The following is a 14,676-nucleotide window of genomic DNA, read 5'->3' on the forward strand; positions in this document are numbered from 1 at the left end:
GCGTACCTGCTCGTCCCGGATCCCGTGCCTCCTCGGGGTCCGCGTGGACGGGCGCCCACCATCCGCCTCGCGCACCGCCTTCGCGGCGTCGCGGGCGACGCAACGTGCGAAGGATCCACGTGACCGAGACCCCCGCCACCCCTGCGGAGAACGCCGCCCCCGAGACGGCCGGCACCACCGGGGCGCCCAAGCCCGCCAAGCGATCGGGCGGCCTCAGCTCGATGCTGCTCGCCGACCTCAAGTCGATGGCCGCCGGCCTCGGCATCCCCGGCGCCGGTGCGATGAAGAAGGCCCAGCTCGTCGAGGCCATCCGGACCCACCAGTCGGGAGGCGCGCCCGCCGAGAGGACCCGCACCGAGACCCGGCCCGAGCGGGATGGCGCCGAGCAGGCACCGCAGGCGCAGTCGCGTCCCGAGGCGCGCACGGTCGAGACCGCCGGCGGCGAGGAGTCGGCCGCCCCGACGACCGTGCAGACGACCGTGCGCACCCGCACCCGCAAGCAGCGCCAGGCCGAGCAGCAGGCCGACCGTCAGCAGTCCGAGCAGGCACCGGAGCAGCCGGGCCGGTCGTCCGAGCAGTCGTCCGAGCAGTCGTCCGAGCAGGGGTCCGAGCAGGGGTCCGAGCAGCGCGCGGGCGCCCGGCAGGGCAAGCAGCAGGACCAGAAGCAGGACCAGAAGCAGGACCAGAAGCAGGGCAAGCAGAAGCAGCAGCAGGGCCAGCAGGGCCAGCAGGGCCAGGGCAAGCAGAAGCAGCAGGACCAGCAGGGCCAGGGCAAGCAGGACCGCCAGGACCGCCAGGACCGCCAGGACCGACAGGACCGACAGGACCGGCAGGACCGGCAGGACCGGCAGGACCGGCAGGACCGCCAGGACCAGCAGGACCAGGGCCAGCACCCCGACGACGACGACGACGGCGAGGGCGGCAGCCGCCGCAACCGGCGCCGTCGCGGGCGTGACCGGACGGTCGCGCGCCAGGGCAGCCGCAACGAGCCCGACACCACGATCCTCGAGGACGACGTGCTCGTGCCGGCCGCGGGCATCCTCGACGTCCTCGACAACTGTGCGTTCGTGCGCACCTCGGGCTACCTCCCCGGACCCGAGGACGTCTACCTGTCGCTGTCGATGGTGCGGAAGTACCACCTGCGCCGTGGTGACGCCGTCGTGGGCCAGGTGCGCCAGCCCCGCGAGGGAGAGCGCCGCGAGAAGTTCAACCCGATGGTCCGCATCGACAGCGTCAACGGCACCGAGGCCGACGGCGCCAAGGAGCGGCCGCAGTTCTCCGACGCGGTGCCGGTGCACCCCCACCAGCGGCTGCGCCTGGCCACGGCCGACGACAACCTCACCGGCAAGGTCATCGACATCGCCGCGCCGGTGGGCAAGGGCCAGCGCGGGCTGATCCTGACCCCGCCCCGCACGGGCGCCACGTCGCTGCTGCAGTCGATCGCGCAGTCGGTGACGACCAACAACCCCGAGTGCCACGTGATGGTGGTGCTGGTCGACGCGCGGCCCGAGGAGGTCACCGACTTCCAGCGCGCGGTCAAGGGCGAGGTCGTGGCGTCGACGTTCGACCGGCAGCCCGCCGACCACACCCTGGTGGCCGAGCTGGCGATCGAGCGGGCCAAGCGACTCGTCGAGCTCGGCCACGACGTGGTCGTGCTGCTCGACTCGCTGACCCGCCTCGGCCGCGCCTACAACCTGGCCGCCCCCGCCAACGGCCGGGTGCTGGCCGGCATCGTGGACGCGTCCGCCGTGCACCCCACCAAGGAGTTCTTCGGCGCCGCCCGCACGATCGAGGACGCCGGCTCCCTGACCGTCCTCGCGACGGTGGCGGTGGGCACCGGGTCGGCGACCGACGAGTTCTTCCTCGAGGAGATCGCCGGCACCGAGAACTGGGAGCTCGCGCTCAGCGCCGAGCGGGCCGCCAAGGGCATCGTCCCCGCCGTCGACGTGACCGCCTCGGGCACGCGACACGAGGAGCGGCTGCTCGCCCCGGCCGAGGGCGCGGTGGTCGGCGACATCCGCAAGAAGCTGGCCGCGGCCGACTCGCAGCAGGCCGTGGCCAAGGTCGTCAGCGGCCGCTGACGATCGCAGGCGGCGCCGGCCCCGGGCCGGGAATCTCGGGATTGGCGCTGTTGTTCAGACCGGTGGCACACTTGTGCGCCGGTTCCGGTTCACGTCAGTACGCGATCCACGCGGGCGACCCGGAACACTTCGAGAGGACACCCATGAAGAAGGACACCCACCCCGAGTACGTCGAGACCCAGGTGACCTGCACCTGCGGCGCGTCGTTCACGACCCGCAGCACCGCGACCTCCGGCTCCATCCACGCCGACGTCTGCTCGCAGTGCCACCCGTTCTACACCGGCAAGCAGAAGATCCTCGACACCGGCGGCCGCGTCGCCCGCTTCGAGGCCCGCTACGCCAAGAAGGCCCCGGCCGAGAAGAAGTAGCCCACGTCAGGCGCCGGTCGCCCGCTTCGAGCGGGTGGCCGGCGCCTTGCCGTCTGCCGTCTCGCACCCCGGCCAGACCAGCCACACCGTCCCCGCCACGCGTCCGACCCCGAGGAGCCCACCCGATGTTCGAGGCCGTCGAGGGCATGCGCGAGGAGCACGCCGACCTCGAGCGGCGCCTCTCGCTCCCCGAGACCCATGCCGACCAGCGCCTGGCCAAGCAGCTCAACCAGCGCTACGCCGAGCTGACGGCGGTCGTCTCGACCTGGCAGGAGTGGCTGCGGCTCGGCGACGACATCGAGGCCGCGCGCGAGCTCGCCGCCGACGACCCCGCGTTCGCGGCCGAGGCCGACGACCTCGCGGCTCGCCGTGAGGCAGCGGGCGAGCGCCTCCGGCGGTTGCTGGTGCCCCGCGACGCTGCCGACGGCAAGGACGCGCTGCTCGAGATCAAGTCGGGGGAGGGCGGCGAGGAGTCGGCGCTCTTCGCCGGCGACCTGCTGCGGATGTACTCCCGCTACGCCGAGACCCGCGGCTGGAGCGTCGAGATCCTCGACGCGACCGAGTCCGACCTCGGCGGCTACAAGTCCGTCACCGCCGCGGTCAAGGCCCGCGGCGCGGTCGAGCCCGGCCGCGCGCCCTACGCGCTCCTCAAGTTCGAGGGCGGCGTGCACCGCGTCCAGCGCGTGCCGGTCACCGAGTCGCAGGGGCGCGTCCACACCTCGGCCGCCGGCGTGCTCGTGATGCCCGAGGCCGAGCAGGTCGACGTCACGATCGACGACAACGACCTGCGCATCGACGTCTTCCGCTCGAGCGGGCCCGGTGGGCAGAGCGTCAACACCACCGACTCGGCCGTGCGGATCACCCACCTGCCGACCGGGATCGTGGTGAGCTGCCAGAACGAGAAGAGCCAGCTGCAGAACAAGGAGCAGGCCATGCGCATCCTGCGCGCGCGGCTGCTCCAGGCCGCGCAGGACGCCGCCGACGCCGAGGCCAGCCAGGCCCGGCGCTCGCAGGTGCGCACCGTCGATCGCTCCGAGCGGATCCGCACCTACAACTACGCCGAGAACCGGATCAGCGACCACCGCACCGGCTACAAGGCCTACAACCTCGACCAGGTGCTCGACGGCGACCTCCAGCCGGTGCTCGACTCGTGCGTGGAGACCGACATGGCCGCCAGGCTCGCGGCGCTCGAGTCGTGAGGCAGCTGCGCCGCGCCGCGGCCGAGCGCCTGCGCGTGGCGGGGGTGGCCTCGCCCGAGCGCGACGCCGACCTGCTGCTCGCCCACGTCCTGGACGTCCCGCTCGGTCGACTGCCGCTGGTCGACGCCCTGGCTCCCGAGCAGGAGGCGGCGTACGACGCGCTGGTGGCGCGCCGGGCCGCCCGCGAGCCGTTGCAGCACCTGACCGGCACCGCCGCCTTCCGCCACGTCGAGCTGGCCGTCGGCCCCGGGGTCTTCGTGCCGCGACCCGAGACCGAGCTCCTCGCCGGCTGGGCCGTCGAGGAGGCGAGCGCCGTCCCCGGCGTGCCGGTCGTCGTCGACCTGTGCACCGGCTCGGGGGCGATCGCCGCGGCCGTCAAGGACGAGGTGCCGCACGCCGACGTGCACGCCGTCGAGCTGAGCCCGGAGGCCCACGCCTACGCCCGGACCAACCTCGCCGACGTCGACCTGCGCCTCGGCGACGCGTTCGCCGCCTTCGACGACCTGGCCGGCACCGTCGACGTGGTGGTCTGCAACCCGCCCTACATCCCGCTGGAGGCATGGGAGTCGGTGGCCGTCGAGGCCCGCGACCACGACCCGCACCTCGCACTGTTCTCCGGCCAGGACGGCCTCGACGCGATGCGGCTGCTCGAGCGGCGCGCGGCGGTGCTGCTGCGGCCCGGGGGAGTGGTGGGAGCCGAGCACGCCGACGTCCAGGGCGAGTCGGCTCCGGGCGTCTTCGCCGCCACCGGGCGGTGGGTCGAGGTCCGCGACCACACCGACCTCGCGGGTCGGGCGCGCTTCCTCACGGCTCGGCTGGCACGATGAGCGTCGTGGACAGGCGTGCGACCTCGACCGAGGAGGAGCGGGAGGCGGCGGTCAGCGCCGCCGCGGCCGCCGTACGCCGTGGCGAGCTGGTGGTCATCCCCACCGACACCGTCTACGGCATCGCCGCCGACGCGTTCTCCCACGACGCCGTGCGGGCACTGCTCGAGGCCAAGGGGCGCGGCCGTGACATGCCGCCGCCGGTGCTCGTCTCGGCCGCCACCACCCTCGACGCGCTCGCCGAGCGGGTGCCGCCGTGGGCGCGCACGCTGGTCGAGGAGTTCTGGCCCGGCCCGCTGACCCTCGTGTGCCACCAGCAGGGCTCGCTGATGTGGGACCTCGGCGAGACCCGGGGCACCGTCGCGGTGCGGATGCCCGACGACGAGGTGGCGCTCGCCGTCCTCGAGCGCACCGGCCCTCTCGCGGTCAGCTCGGCCAACCTCACCGGCCGTCCCGCGGCCACCGATGCCGACCAGGCCGAGGAGATGCTCGGCGACGCGGTGGCCGTCATCGTCGACGCCGGCCCCTCGCCGGGCGGCGAGGCGTCCACCATCGTCGACGTCACGGTCCCGGACGGACGGGTGCTGCGCCTCGGCGCGCTCTCGCTGGAGCAGCTCAACGCGGCGATCGAGGAGCACGGCGTGGTGCTCCAGGACCAGGGATAGGCGGATGCGGGAGTACCTCCTCGTCTTCCTGGTCGCCCTCTCGGTGACCTACCTGCTGACCGTCATCGCCCGCGAGATCGCCCTGCGCACCGGTGCGGTGGCCGCGGTCCGCGACCGTGACGTGCACGCCGAGCCGATCCCCTACCTCGGCGGCCTGGCCATGCTCGGAGGCCTCTCCGCCGCCTACCTCGTGGCGCGCGAGCTGCCCTTCCTGGGCCAGCGCAGCGAGGGCTTCGTCTTCAAGGACGCCGGCGTGGTGCTCCTCGCCGGGGCGCTGGTCTGCGCCGTCGGCGTCATCGACGACATCTTCGACCTCGACGCCCTGACCAAGCTGGGCGGGCAGGTCCTCGCCGCCGGGCTGCTGGTCGCGATGGGGGTGCGCTTCTACTACTTCCCGGGTGCCGACGGCACGCAGTTCTCACTGGACGACGTGCAGGGCGCGGTGCTGACCCTGGTCGTGGTGATCGGCACGATGAACGCCGTCAACTTCGTCGACGGCCTCGACGGGCTGGCGGCCGGCGTGGTGGGCATCGGCGCGGCCGCGTTCTTCTTCTACTGCTACTTCGCCTCGGCGCAGGCCAACCTCACGCTCGCGACCACGGGGGCGCTGCTGAGCGCCGCGCTGGCGGGGGCGTGCGCCGGGTTCCTGCCCCACAACTTCCACCCCGCGCGCCTGTTCATGGGCGATTCCGGGTCGATGCTGATCGGGCTCGTCCTCTCGGCGAGCGCGCTGACGCTCACCGGCCAGTTCGTCGGCATGCCCGTCACGACCGGCAACAGCCTGTTCGTGACCGTGCTGCCGGTGCTGCTGCCGATCTCCCTGCTGATGGTGCCGATCGTCGACCTGGTGCTGGCGGTCGTACGACGCACGCGGGCGGGCCGCTCGCCGATGAGCGCCGACAAGCAGCACCTGCACCACCGGCTCCTCGAGATCGGCCACTCGCAGCGCCGCGCGGTGCTGATCATGTGGACGTGGGCGTTCACGATCGCCACCGGCGCGGTCGTGGTGAGCCTGTTCGACGCCGCGTGGGTGTGGTGGAGCGTGGGCACGATGCTGGCGCTGGCGGTCGCCCTGACGTTCGTGCTGCCCAAGATGCACCGCCCGCGCAAGACCGGCCTCGGCGACACCGGACTGCCCCACAACGCGACCGTGGAGGGGCGGGCCGACGAGCCCGCGGCGGGTCCCTGAATTCAGCCGTTCGACGACTTTGTGATAGTTTTCACGAGCGTACCCGCACCGCCCGCACCAGACCAGACAGGCCGCCGACATGACGACCGAGACCAGCGAGAGCAGCGCGGCCACCCGCCGCCGCAGCCTCGCGGCGGGCGCGCGAGTCGTCGCCGGTGCCGCGGTCGCGACGGTGCTCGCCGGCGCCGTGCTGGTGGCCCTCGCCGCCGTGGTGCACGGGTCGGAGGCCGCTGCCGCTGCCGCCGTGGGGGCGGGCCTGGTGGTGCTGGTCGTGTCCTTCGGCACGCTGTCGCTGCACGTCGTCGCCAGCGCGATGCCGACGGCGTCCCTGCTGGTCGCCCTGGCGACCTACGCGACGCAGCTCGCGATCGTGCTGCTGGTGTTCGTGGCCATCACCCGGGGCGGGCTGTTCCCCGGCGACCAGGCCCGTGGCTGGCTGGCCGCCTCGATGGTGCTCGCCACCGTCGTGTGGACCGCCGCTCACCTCGTGCTGACCGCGCGGCAGCGCACGCCCTACTTCGACCTCCCCGGGGGTGAGTCGTGAGTGCCACGACTGCTAAAGTCCGCAGCGCCATGGCCGAGTCCGGTGCCTCTTCCTCCCAGCCGTCGCGCATCAGTGCCCCCAGCTACCTGGTGGCGGGGGTGCTCTTCTACGGGGCGGTCGGTTGGCTGCTGGACCAGTGGCTGGACACCCGCTTCCTCGTGGCGGCGGGGGTCCTGCTCGGAGGCGCGCTGGGCACCTACATGATGGTCGTGCAGCTCAACCGCCAGACGGCCGCCGAGCACGAGCACGACGGCGGCACGAGCAACACGCGTCACACCACGAGCAACACGAACAACGAGGAGTCGGAGTGATCATCAGCCAGCCTGTCGCGGCAGAGGGCGGTTCGGGATTCCACGCCCCCGGCCCCGGGAGCTTCGAGCTGCCGCCGATCTTCGGTGACGTCACCAAGCCGATGGTGCTGCTGGTCCTGTCGGCGGTGCTGGTCTTCGGGTTCTTCTACGCCGCCTCGCGCAAGGCCTCGCTCGTGCCGGGCCGCCTGCAGTTCGCCGGCGAGATGATCTACGGCTTCGTGCGCAACAACATGGCTCGCGACAACATCGGCAGCGAGCACTACATGAAGTTCGTGCCCTACCTCTTCACGCTGTTCACCTTCATCCTGGTGAACAACTACTACGGCGTGATCCCCTTCCTGCAGTTCCCCAGCTTCTCCCGCATCGGCTTCATCGTGCCGCTCGCCATGCTGAGCTGGCTGATCTACGTCGGTGCCGGCATCTGGAAGCACGGCCCGCTCGGCTACCTCAAGCACGCCACCATGCCCGGCGGCGTCAAGGGTCCGATCCTGCTCCTGCTCGTGCCCCTGGAGTTCTTCTCCAACATCATCATCCGCCCGGTCACGCTCACGCTGCGTCTGTTCGGCAACATGTTCGCCGGCCACCTGCTGCTGATCCTGTTCGCGACCGGCGGTGCGGCCCTGCTGGCCAGCGGCAACATCCTCTACGGCGCCGTCGGCGTGCTGTCCTTCGGGCTCGGCATCGGCGTCAGCTTCCTGGAGATGCTGGTCATGTTCCTCCAGGCCTACGTCTTCACCCTCCTGAGCTCGATGTACATCGGCGAGGCCCTCGCCGACGAGCACTGATCCGCACCACCCACAAGTTTCGCCAAACAGCGGCGCGAGAGACGCGTCGCCGACGAAAGGAAAAGCCGTGGAAGGCTCCATCAACCTGGTCGGTCTCGGCCTGTCCGCCATCGGTCCCGGCGTAGGCATCGGCCTCATCTTCGCCGCGTTCATCTCCGGTGTCGCCCGCCAGCCCGAGGCCCAGAGCCGTCTGCAGTCGATCGCGATTCTCGGCTTCGTTCTCGCCGAGGCGCTCTTCATCATCACCGTCGCGCTCGCGTTCGTCCTGCCTCTCTGACGACCGTCGCACCCCAGCTCTAGACCGTAGGAGTTCGACTCATGGACCACATCGTCCTGGCGGCGGCGGAGGGCGAGACCCACAGTCCGGTGCTGCCGGTCTGGTCAGAGGTCATCCTCGCCCTCATCGTCTTCGCGATCCTCTATGTCCTCGTGACGAAGTTCGTCGTCCCGATGTTCGAGAAGACGTTCGCGGAGCGCACGGCGGCCATCGAGGGTGGGCTCAGCGCGGCCGAGTCCAAGCAGGCCGAGGCCGACGCCAAGCTCGCCGAGCTCGAGAAGCAGCTCGCCGACGCCCGGCACGAGGCGGCGCGCATCCGTGAGGAGGCGCGCGAGCAGGGCGCCGCGATCATCGCCGAGATGCGGGAGCAGGCCCAGGCCGAGTCCACCCGGATCGTGGAGCACGGCAAGACGCAGATCGAGGCCGAGCGCCAGCAGGCGGTCACCTCGCTGCGGGCCGAGGTCGGCGCCCTGGCGACCGGTCTCGCCGGTCGCATCGTCGGCGAGAGCCTGGACGACGAGGCTCGCCAGAGCCGCGTGGTCGACCGGTTCCTCTCCGAGCTCGAGGCGCGCGGCGGCACCACCGCAGGGAGTGTCAACTGATGTTCCGAGGTGCGTCTGCCGACGCGTACGCCGCCACCGCCGGTGCCCTCACGGGCGCCGGTGACGCGGGGACCGTCGGTCGGGAGCTGTTCGGCGTGGCGGACCTGCTCCGCGCCGAGCCCGCGCTGCGGCGGGTCATGACCGATGCGTCGATCGACGGCGACGCGAAGGCCGGCCTGCTCCGCGAGGTGCTGGCCGGCAAGGTCTCCGAGCTGGCGCTCGCCGTGGTGACCATCGCGGTCGGGCAGCGCTGGACCAACGGCCGCGACCTCGCCGACGCCCTCGAGCGTCTCGGCGTGGTCTCGGTGGTGACGTCGGCCGGCGGCGACGCCGGTCGGCTCGAGGACGAGCTGTTCGCCTTCGGACAGGTCGTGAAGGACAACCCCGGGCTGCGCGACGCGCTGTCCGACCCGGCCCGCAGCCGCGACGACAAGTCGCGCCTGCTGGCCGACCTGCTGGGGGACAAGGTGCTCCCGGCGACGGTGGCGCTGGTGCAGCAGTCGCTGTCCGGCAGCTACCGCACGGTCGGGGTGGCCCTGGCCGACTACCAGAAGGTGGCCGCAGAGGTCCGCGGCCAGGGAGTCGCGACCGTCCGCGTCGCGCGTCCCCTGTCCGACGCCGACCGCCAGCGGCTGGCCGACGCCCTCTCCCGCAACTACGGTCGGGAGATCCACCTCAACGTCGTCGTCGACCCCGAGGTCATCGGCGGCATCCGCGTCGAGACCGGTGACGACGTGATCGACGGGACGGTCTCCAGCCGTCTCGACGAAGCCCGCCGCCGCCTCGCCGGCTGAGCACCCCGGCGCCAGGCACGCCACCCAGCACCACCCAGAACCTTCGAGCAGACCAGACCAGGAACAGGTGAGATGAGATGACGGAGCTTTCCATCCGTCCGGACGAGATCCGGGACGCGCTCCAGCGCTTCGTGTCCGACTACAAGCCCGACACGGCGACCACGGAGGAGGTCGGCACCGTCGCGGAGGCCGGCGACGGCATCGCCCGCGTCAGCGGCCTGCCCTCGGTCATGGCCAACGAGCTGCTCGAGTTCGAGGACGGCACGCTGGGCATCGCCCTCAACCTCGACACCCGCGAGATCGGCGTCGTGGTCCTCGGTGACTTCGACAAGATCGAGGAGGGCCAGCCGGTCCGCCGCACCGGCGAGATCCTCTCCGTCCCGGTCGGCGACGGCTACCTCGGCCGCGTGGTCGACCCGCTCGGCACCCCGATCGACGGTCTCGGCGACGTCGAGACCTCCGGTCGTCGCCCCCTGGAGCTCCAGGCCGCGTCCGTGATGGAGCGCAAGTCGGTGCACGAGCCGCTCGCGACCGGCATCAAGGCCATCGACGCGCTGACCCCGATCGGCCGTGGCCAGCGCCAGCTGATCATCGGTGACCGCGCGACCGGCAAGACCACGATCGCGATCGACACGATCATCAACCAGAAGGCCAACTGGGAGTCGGGCGACCCGGAGAAGCAGGTCCGCTGCATCTACGTCGCCATCGGCCAGAAGGGCTCGACCATCGCCTCCGTGCGTGGCGCGCTCGAGGAGGCCGGCGCCCTGGAGTACACGACCATCGTGGCCTCCCCGGCGTCCGACTCGGCGGGCTTCAAGTACCTCGCCCCCTACACCGGCTCGGCCATCGGCCAGCACTGGATGTACGAGGGCAAGCACGTCCTCATCGTCTTCGACGACCTCACCAAGCAGGCCGAGGCCTACCGCGCCGTGTCGCTGCTGCTGCGCCGCCCGCCGGGCCGCGAGGCCTACCCGGGCGACGTGTTCTACCTGCACAGCCGGCTGCTCGAGCGCTGCGCGAAGCTGTCCGACGAGATGGGCAAGGGCTCGATGACCGGCCTGCCGATCATCGAGACCAAGGCCAACGACGTCTCGGCGTTCATCCCGACCAACGTCATCTCGATCACCGACGGCCAGATCTTCTTGCAGTCCGACCTCTTCGCGGCCAACCAGCGCCCTGCCATCGACGTGGGCGTCTCGGTCTCGCGTGTGGGCGGCTCGGCGATGACCAAGGCGATGAAGGCCGTCACCGGCTCGCTCAAGGTCGACCTGGCGCAGTTCCGCGCGATGGAGGCGTTCGCCATGTTCGCCTCCGACCTCGACGCGGCCTCGCGCCAGCAGCTCGATCGCGGTCAGCGGCTGATGGCCCTGCTCAAGCAGCCGCAGTACTCGCCGTACCCGGTCGAGGAGATGACCGCCTCGCTGTGGCTCGGCACCACCGGCCGCCTCGACCGCGTCCCGACCGACGACGTGCTGCGCTTCGAGCACGAGTTCCTCGACTACCTGCGGCGCAGCCACGAGGGCATCCTCGCCGGCATCCGTGAGACCACGAAGTTCGACGACGACGCCGACGCCGAGCTCGCGAGCGCCTACGACTCCTTCCTCGACCAGTTCGAGACTTCCGACGGCCAGAGCATCAAGGCCGGCAAGGAAGAGCACGTCGCCCTCGCGGACGAGGACGTCGAGCAGGAGCAGATCGTCAAGCAGAAGCGGAGCTGACGCAATGGCCCTCTCCGTACGCGAGTACCGCGCGCGGATCAAGTCGACGGAGTCGATGAAGAAGATCACGCGTGCGATGGAGCTCATCGCTGCCTCGCGGATCATCAAGGCCCAGCAGCGCGCGCAGGCGGCTGCGCCCTACGCCCGCGAGCTGACCCGCGCCGTGTCGGCCGTGGCGACGTTCTCCAACGTCGACCACGCGCTGACCACCGAGCCGGCGGACCCCAAGCGGGCCGCCGTCCTGGTGGTCACCTCCGACCGCGGCCTGGCCGGCGCCTACTCCTCGAGCGTGCTCAAGGAGGCCGAGCGCCTCGTCGAGAAGCTCAAGGGCGAGGGCAAGGACGTCGACCTCTACACCAGCGGTCGCAAGGGTGAGGCCTACTTCAAGTTCCGTCAGCGCGACGTCGTGCGGGCCTGGACGGGCTTCTCCGACCAGCCCACCTACGACGTCGCGGCCGAGATCGGCGCCACGCTGATCGCGGCGTTCCTCGCTGACGAGGACGACGACACCGACGCCCGGCCGGTCGACGAGGTCCACGTGGTCTTCACGCGGTTCCGCTCGATGCTCAGCCAGGAGCCCACGGCCGTACGACTCCTCCCGCTGGAGGTCGTCGAGGGCACCGAGCCGCCCGCCGAGGGCGACCTGCTGCCCCTCTACGAGTTCGAGCCGTCTCCGTCCGACGTGCTCGACTCCCTGCTGCCGCGCTACGTCCAGAGCCGGATCTTCTTCGCCCTGCTGCAGGCGGCCGCCTCCGAGCTGGCCGCCCGCCAGAAGGCGATGAAGTCCGCGACGGACAACGCCGACGAGCTCATCAAGAAGTACACCCGAATCGCCAACCAGGCCCGCCAGGCCGGCATTACCCAGGAAATCAGCGAGATCGTCGGTGGCGTCAACGCCCTTGCCGACGCCAACGCCGGGAGTGAGTGAGAGAAATGACTGCCACTGTTGAAGAGACCACCACGAGCGGCAACGCCGGCTCGGTCGGTCGCATCACGCGCGTCATCGGCCCGGTCGTGGACATCGAGTTCCCGACCGACGCCATGCCGGCGATCTACAACGCCCTGAAGGTCGACCTGACCCTGAGCGGCGAGACCACGACGATCACCCTCGAGGTCGCCCAGCACATCGGTGACGGCATGGTCCGTGCCATCTCGATGAAGCCGACCGACGGCCTCGTCCGAGGCGCCCAGGTGACCGACACGGGTGAGTCCATCACCGTGCCCGTCGGCGACGCGACCCTCGGCAAGGTGTTCAACACCACCGGTGACTGCCTCAACCTGGCGGAGGGCGAGACCCTCGACGTCAAGGAGCGGTGGGGCATCCACCGCAAGGCCCCGGCGTTCGACCAGCTCGAGGCGAAGACCCAGATGTTCGAGACCGGCATCAAGGTCATCGACCTGCTCACCCCCTACGTGCAGGGCGGCAAGATCGGCCTGTTCGGTGGTGCCGGCGTCGGCAAGACCGTGCTCATCCAGGAGATGATCGCCCGCGTCGCCAAGGACCACGGTGGCGTGTCGGTGTTCGCCGGTGTCGGCGAGCGCACCCGTGAGGGCAACGACCTCATCGTCGAGATGGAGGAGGCCGGCGTCATCGGCCAGACCGCCCTGGTCTTCGGCCAGATGGACGAGCCGCCGGGCACCCGCCTGCGGGTCGCCCTGTCGGCGCTGACGATGGCGGAGTACTTCCGCGACGTGCAGCAGCAGGACGTGCTGCTCTTCATCGACAACATCTTCCGCTTCACCCAGGCGGGCTCCGAGGTCTCCACGCTCCTGGGCCGCATGCCGTCGGCGGTGGGCTACCAGCCCAACCTCGCCGACGAGATGGGCCAGCTGCAGGAGCGCATCACCTCGACGCGTGGTCACTCGATCACCTCGATGCAGGCGATCTACGTGCCCGCCGACGACTACACCGACCCTGCGCCCGCCACGACGTTCGCGCACCTCGACGCCACGACGGAGCTCTCGCGAGAGATCGCCTCGCTCGGCATCTACCCGGCCGTCGACCCGCTGACGTCGACCTCGCGGATCCTCGACCCGCAGTACATCGGCGAGGAGCACTACCGCTGCGCGGTGCGGATCAAGCAGATCCTGCAGCGCAACAAGGAGCTCCAGGACATCATCGCCATCCTCGGTGTCGACGAGCTCTCCGAGGAGGACAAGATCATCGTCTCCCGGGCGCGTCGCATCCAGCGGTTCCTGTCGCAGAACACCTACGTGGCCAAGCAGTTCACCGGCATCGAGGGCTCGACCGTCCCGGTGGCCGACACCATCGAGGCGTTCAACAAGATCGCCGACGGCGAGTACGACCACGTGGCCGAGCAGGCCTTCTTCATGTGCGGCGGTCTGGACGACGTCGAGAAGAAGTGGGCCGAGATCCAGAAGAGCCTCTGATGGCCTCCACCGACAAGTCCCTCCAGGTCGAGCTGGTCGCCGCCGACCGGCTCGTCTGGTCGGGCCAGGCCACGATGGTCATCGCCCGCACCACCGAGGGCGACGTCGGCATCCTGCCCAACCACGCCCCGCTGCTGTCCTCGATCATCGAGGGTGTGGTGGACGTGCAGACGGTGGACGGAGAGACCTGGATCGCCGCGGTCGACGCCGGCTTCTTGTCGGTGGCCGACAACCGGGTCTCGATCCTGTCGGAGCGGGCCGAGATGTCGCACGAGATCGACCTGGAGAAGGCACGCCAGGAGCTCGAGCGGGCCCAGGCCTCCGGCGAGAACGACGACGCCGCCAACGAGGCCGTGAGGCGTGCCGAGGCGCGGATCCGCGCCGTGGAGCGGGCCTCCTGACGAGGCCTCCGAGCTGACTCGCTAGGGTGGGCGCACGAACCGACCGGTTCGTGCGCTCACTGCGTTTCGGAGGGTGTGGATGGCGGTCTGGGAATGGGCGCTCGACATCGTCGGGCTCTGCCTTCTCCTCGTCCTGCTCTACGGCATCACCCTCATCGTCCGCCGCCGCCTCCTCGCGCGCCACGGCGGCACCTTCGAGCTCAGCTACCGCGCGCGCACCGATCACCCTGGTCGCGGCTGGCTGCTGGGCATCGGTCGCTACTCGGGCCAGACGCTGGAGTGGTTCCGGATCTTCTCGCTGTCGCCGCGCCCCAAGCGCGTGTGGGCGCGCGACCACCTCGAGTACACCGGCCGCCGCTCGCCGGAGGGGGCCGAGGAGATGTCGCTCTACGCCGGGCACCTGGTGGCGAGCTGCCGCTACGACGGCGAGCCGCTGGAGATCGCGATGAGCGAGGCGTCGCTCACCGGCTTCCAGTCGTGGCTGGAGTCGGGCCCGCCCGGCACGGACTGGAACCGGCGCCAGTAGC

The 14,676-nt window shown here is 71.0% G+C and carries 17 protein-coding genes; all 17 read left to right on the plus strand.

Annotated features, from left to right (window positions below):
* Nucleotides 1-119 precede the first annotated feature (119 nt).
* Nucleotides 120-2,081 carry a transcription termination factor Rho gene (rho, locus tag AC54T2_RS10865; protein ID WP_496666164.1) on the plus strand — a complete coding sequence of 654 codons (1,962 nt, stop codon included), beginning with the start codon at nucleotides 120-122 and terminating at the stop codon, nucleotides 2,079-2,081.
* 143 nt (nucleotides 2,082-2,224) lie between these two features.
* Nucleotides 2,225-2,449, plus strand: a complete 225-nt coding sequence (rpmE, locus tag AC54T2_RS10870; RefSeq protein ID WP_186341633.1) for a 50S ribosomal protein L31 — start codon at nucleotides 2,225-2,227, stop codon at nucleotides 2,447-2,449.
* A 125-nt stretch (nucleotides 2,450-2,574) separates the two neighbouring features.
* On the plus strand, nucleotides 2,575-3,648 hold the full coding sequence (gene prfA / locus AC54T2_RS10875; RefSeq protein WP_186341634.1) for a peptide chain release factor 1: 1,074 nt from the start codon (nucleotides 2,575-2,577) through the stop codon (nucleotides 3,646-3,648).
* Nucleotides 3,645-4,475 (plus strand): peptide chain release factor N(5)-glutamine methyltransferase, encoded by an 831-nt coding sequence (gene prmC / locus AC54T2_RS10880; RefSeq protein WP_496666165.1) that lies wholly within the window; start codon nucleotides 3,645-3,647, stop codon nucleotides 4,473-4,475. The genes prfA and prmC overlap by 4 nt, the downstream gene beginning before the upstream one ends.
* The gene (locus tag AC54T2_RS10885; protein ID WP_489976625.1) at nucleotides 4,472-5,137 is read left to right on the plus strand and encodes an L-threonylcarbamoyladenylate synthase; all 666 of its coding nucleotides are present in this window, start codon (nucleotides 4,472-4,474) and stop codon (nucleotides 5,135-5,137) included. Before prmC ends, AC54T2_RS10885 begins: the two co-directional genes overlap by 4 nt.
* Nucleotides 5,138-5,141: 4 nt before the next feature.
* On the plus strand, nucleotides 5,142-6,326 hold the full coding sequence (locus tag AC54T2_RS10890) for an MraY family glycosyltransferase (RefSeq protein ID WP_186341637.1): 1,185 nt from the start codon (nucleotides 5,142-5,144) through the stop codon (nucleotides 6,324-6,326).
* 79 nt (nucleotides 6,327-6,405) lie between these two features.
* Nucleotides 6,406-6,870 (plus strand): hypothetical protein, encoded by a 465-nt coding sequence (locus tag AC54T2_RS10895; RefSeq protein ID WP_186341638.1) that lies wholly within the window; start codon nucleotides 6,406-6,408, stop codon nucleotides 6,868-6,870.
* Nucleotides 6,871-6,899: 29 nt separating this feature from the next.
* Nucleotides 6,900-7,181, plus strand: a complete 282-nt coding sequence (locus AC54T2_RS10900; protein WP_186341639.1) for an AtpZ/AtpI family protein — start codon at nucleotides 6,900-6,902, stop codon at nucleotides 7,179-7,181.
* Entirely contained in the window at nucleotides 7,178-7,966 is a 789-nt protein-coding gene (gene atpB / locus AC54T2_RS10905; protein ID WP_241005363.1) for a F0F1 ATP synthase subunit A, read from the plus strand. The genes AC54T2_RS10900 and atpB overlap by 4 nt, the downstream gene beginning before the upstream one ends.
* A gap of 67 nt (nucleotides 7,967-8,033) precedes the next feature.
* Complete coding sequence (atpE, locus tag AC54T2_RS10910; protein WP_030482691.1) at nucleotides 8,034-8,243, plus strand: ATP synthase F0 subunit C; 210 nt, start codon at nucleotides 8,034-8,036, stop codon at nucleotides 8,241-8,243.
* Between the two features lie 41 nt (nucleotides 8,244-8,284).
* Nucleotides 8,285-8,845 carry a F0F1 ATP synthase subunit B gene (locus AC54T2_RS10915; protein WP_186341640.1) on the plus strand — a complete coding sequence of 187 codons (561 nt, stop codon included), beginning with the start codon at nucleotides 8,285-8,287 and terminating at the stop codon, nucleotides 8,843-8,845.
* Nucleotides 8,845-9,639, plus strand: coding sequence for a F0F1 ATP synthase subunit delta (locus AC54T2_RS10920; protein ID WP_186341641.1), 795 nt, complete (start codon nucleotides 8,845-8,847; stop codon nucleotides 9,637-9,639). Before AC54T2_RS10915 ends, AC54T2_RS10920 begins: the two co-directional genes overlap by 1 nt.
* 77 nt (nucleotides 9,640-9,716) lie before the next feature.
* A complete protein-coding gene (gene atpA, locus AC54T2_RS10925; protein WP_186341642.1) occupies nucleotides 9,717-11,357 on the plus strand; it encodes a F0F1 ATP synthase subunit alpha in 1,641 nt (546 codons plus the stop codon).
* A gap of 4 nt (nucleotides 11,358-11,361) precedes the next feature.
* A complete protein-coding gene (locus tag AC54T2_RS10930) occupies nucleotides 11,362-12,285 on the plus strand; it encodes a F0F1 ATP synthase subunit gamma (protein ID WP_186341643.1) in 924 nt (307 codons plus the stop codon).
* Between the two features lie 5 nt (nucleotides 12,286-12,290).
* Nucleotides 12,291-13,748: a F0F1 ATP synthase subunit beta gene (gene atpD / locus AC54T2_RS10935; protein ID WP_186341644.1), complete on the plus strand. Its 1,458-nt coding sequence runs from the start codon at nucleotides 12,291-12,293 to the stop codon at nucleotides 13,746-13,748.
* The gene (locus AC54T2_RS10940) at nucleotides 13,748-14,149 is read left to right on the plus strand and encodes a F0F1 ATP synthase subunit epsilon (RefSeq protein WP_186341645.1); all 402 of its coding nucleotides are present in this window, start codon (nucleotides 13,748-13,750) and stop codon (nucleotides 14,147-14,149) included. Before atpD ends, AC54T2_RS10940 begins: the two co-directional genes overlap by 1 nt.
* 79 nt (nucleotides 14,150-14,228) lie before the next feature.
* On the plus strand, nucleotides 14,229-14,675 hold the full coding sequence (locus tag AC54T2_RS10945) for a DUF2550 domain-containing protein (RefSeq protein ID WP_186341646.1): 447 nt from the start codon (nucleotides 14,229-14,231) through the stop codon (nucleotides 14,673-14,675).
* Nucleotide 14,676 lies beyond the last annotated feature (1 nt).

The organism is Nocardioides sp. Z35_8, from assembly GCF_059621125.1.

Coding starts and splice junctions, on each gene's coding strand:
- rpmE (WP_186341633.1), top strand. CDS start 2,225: ATGAAGAAGGACACCCACCCCGAGTACGTCGAGACCCAGGTGACCTGC.
- prfA (WP_186341634.1), top strand. CDS start 2,575: ATGTTCGAGGCCGTCGAGGGCATGCGCGAGGAGCACGCCGACCTCGAG.
- AC54T2_RS10885 (WP_489976625.1), top strand. CDS start 4,472: ATGAGCGTCGTGGACAGGCGTGCGACCTCGACCGAGGAGGAGCGGGAG.
- AC54T2_RS10890 (WP_186341637.1), top strand. CDS start 5,142: ATGCGGGAGTACCTCCTCGTCTTCCTGGTCGCCCTCTCGGTGACCTAC.
- AC54T2_RS10895 (WP_186341638.1), top strand. CDS start 6,406: ATGACGACCGAGACCAGCGAGAGCAGCGCGGCCACCCGCCGCCGCAGC.
- AC54T2_RS10900 (WP_186341639.1), top strand. CDS start 6,900: ATGGCCGAGTCCGGTGCCTCTTCCTCCCAGCCGTCGCGCATCAGTGCC.
- AC54T2_RS10915 (WP_186341640.1), top strand. CDS start 8,285: ATGGACCACATCGTCCTGGCGGCGGCGGAGGGCGAGACCCACAGTCCG.
- AC54T2_RS10920 (WP_186341641.1), top strand. CDS start 8,845: ATGTTCCGAGGTGCGTCTGCCGACGCGTACGCCGCCACCGCCGGTGCC.
- atpA (WP_186341642.1), top strand. CDS start 9,717: ATGACGGAGCTTTCCATCCGTCCGGACGAGATCCGGGACGCGCTCCAG.
- AC54T2_RS10930 (WP_186341643.1), top strand. CDS start 11,362: ATGGCCCTCTCCGTACGCGAGTACCGCGCGCGGATCAAGTCGACGGAG.
- atpD (WP_186341644.1), top strand. CDS start 12,291: ATGACTGCCACTGTTGAAGAGACCACCACGAGCGGCAACGCCGGCTCG.
- AC54T2_RS10940 (WP_186341645.1), top strand. CDS start 13,748: ATGGCCTCCACCGACAAGTCCCTCCAGGTCGAGCTGGTCGCCGCCGAC.
- AC54T2_RS10945 (WP_186341646.1), top strand. CDS start 14,229: ATGGCGGTCTGGGAATGGGCGCTCGACATCGTCGGGCTCTGCCTTCTC.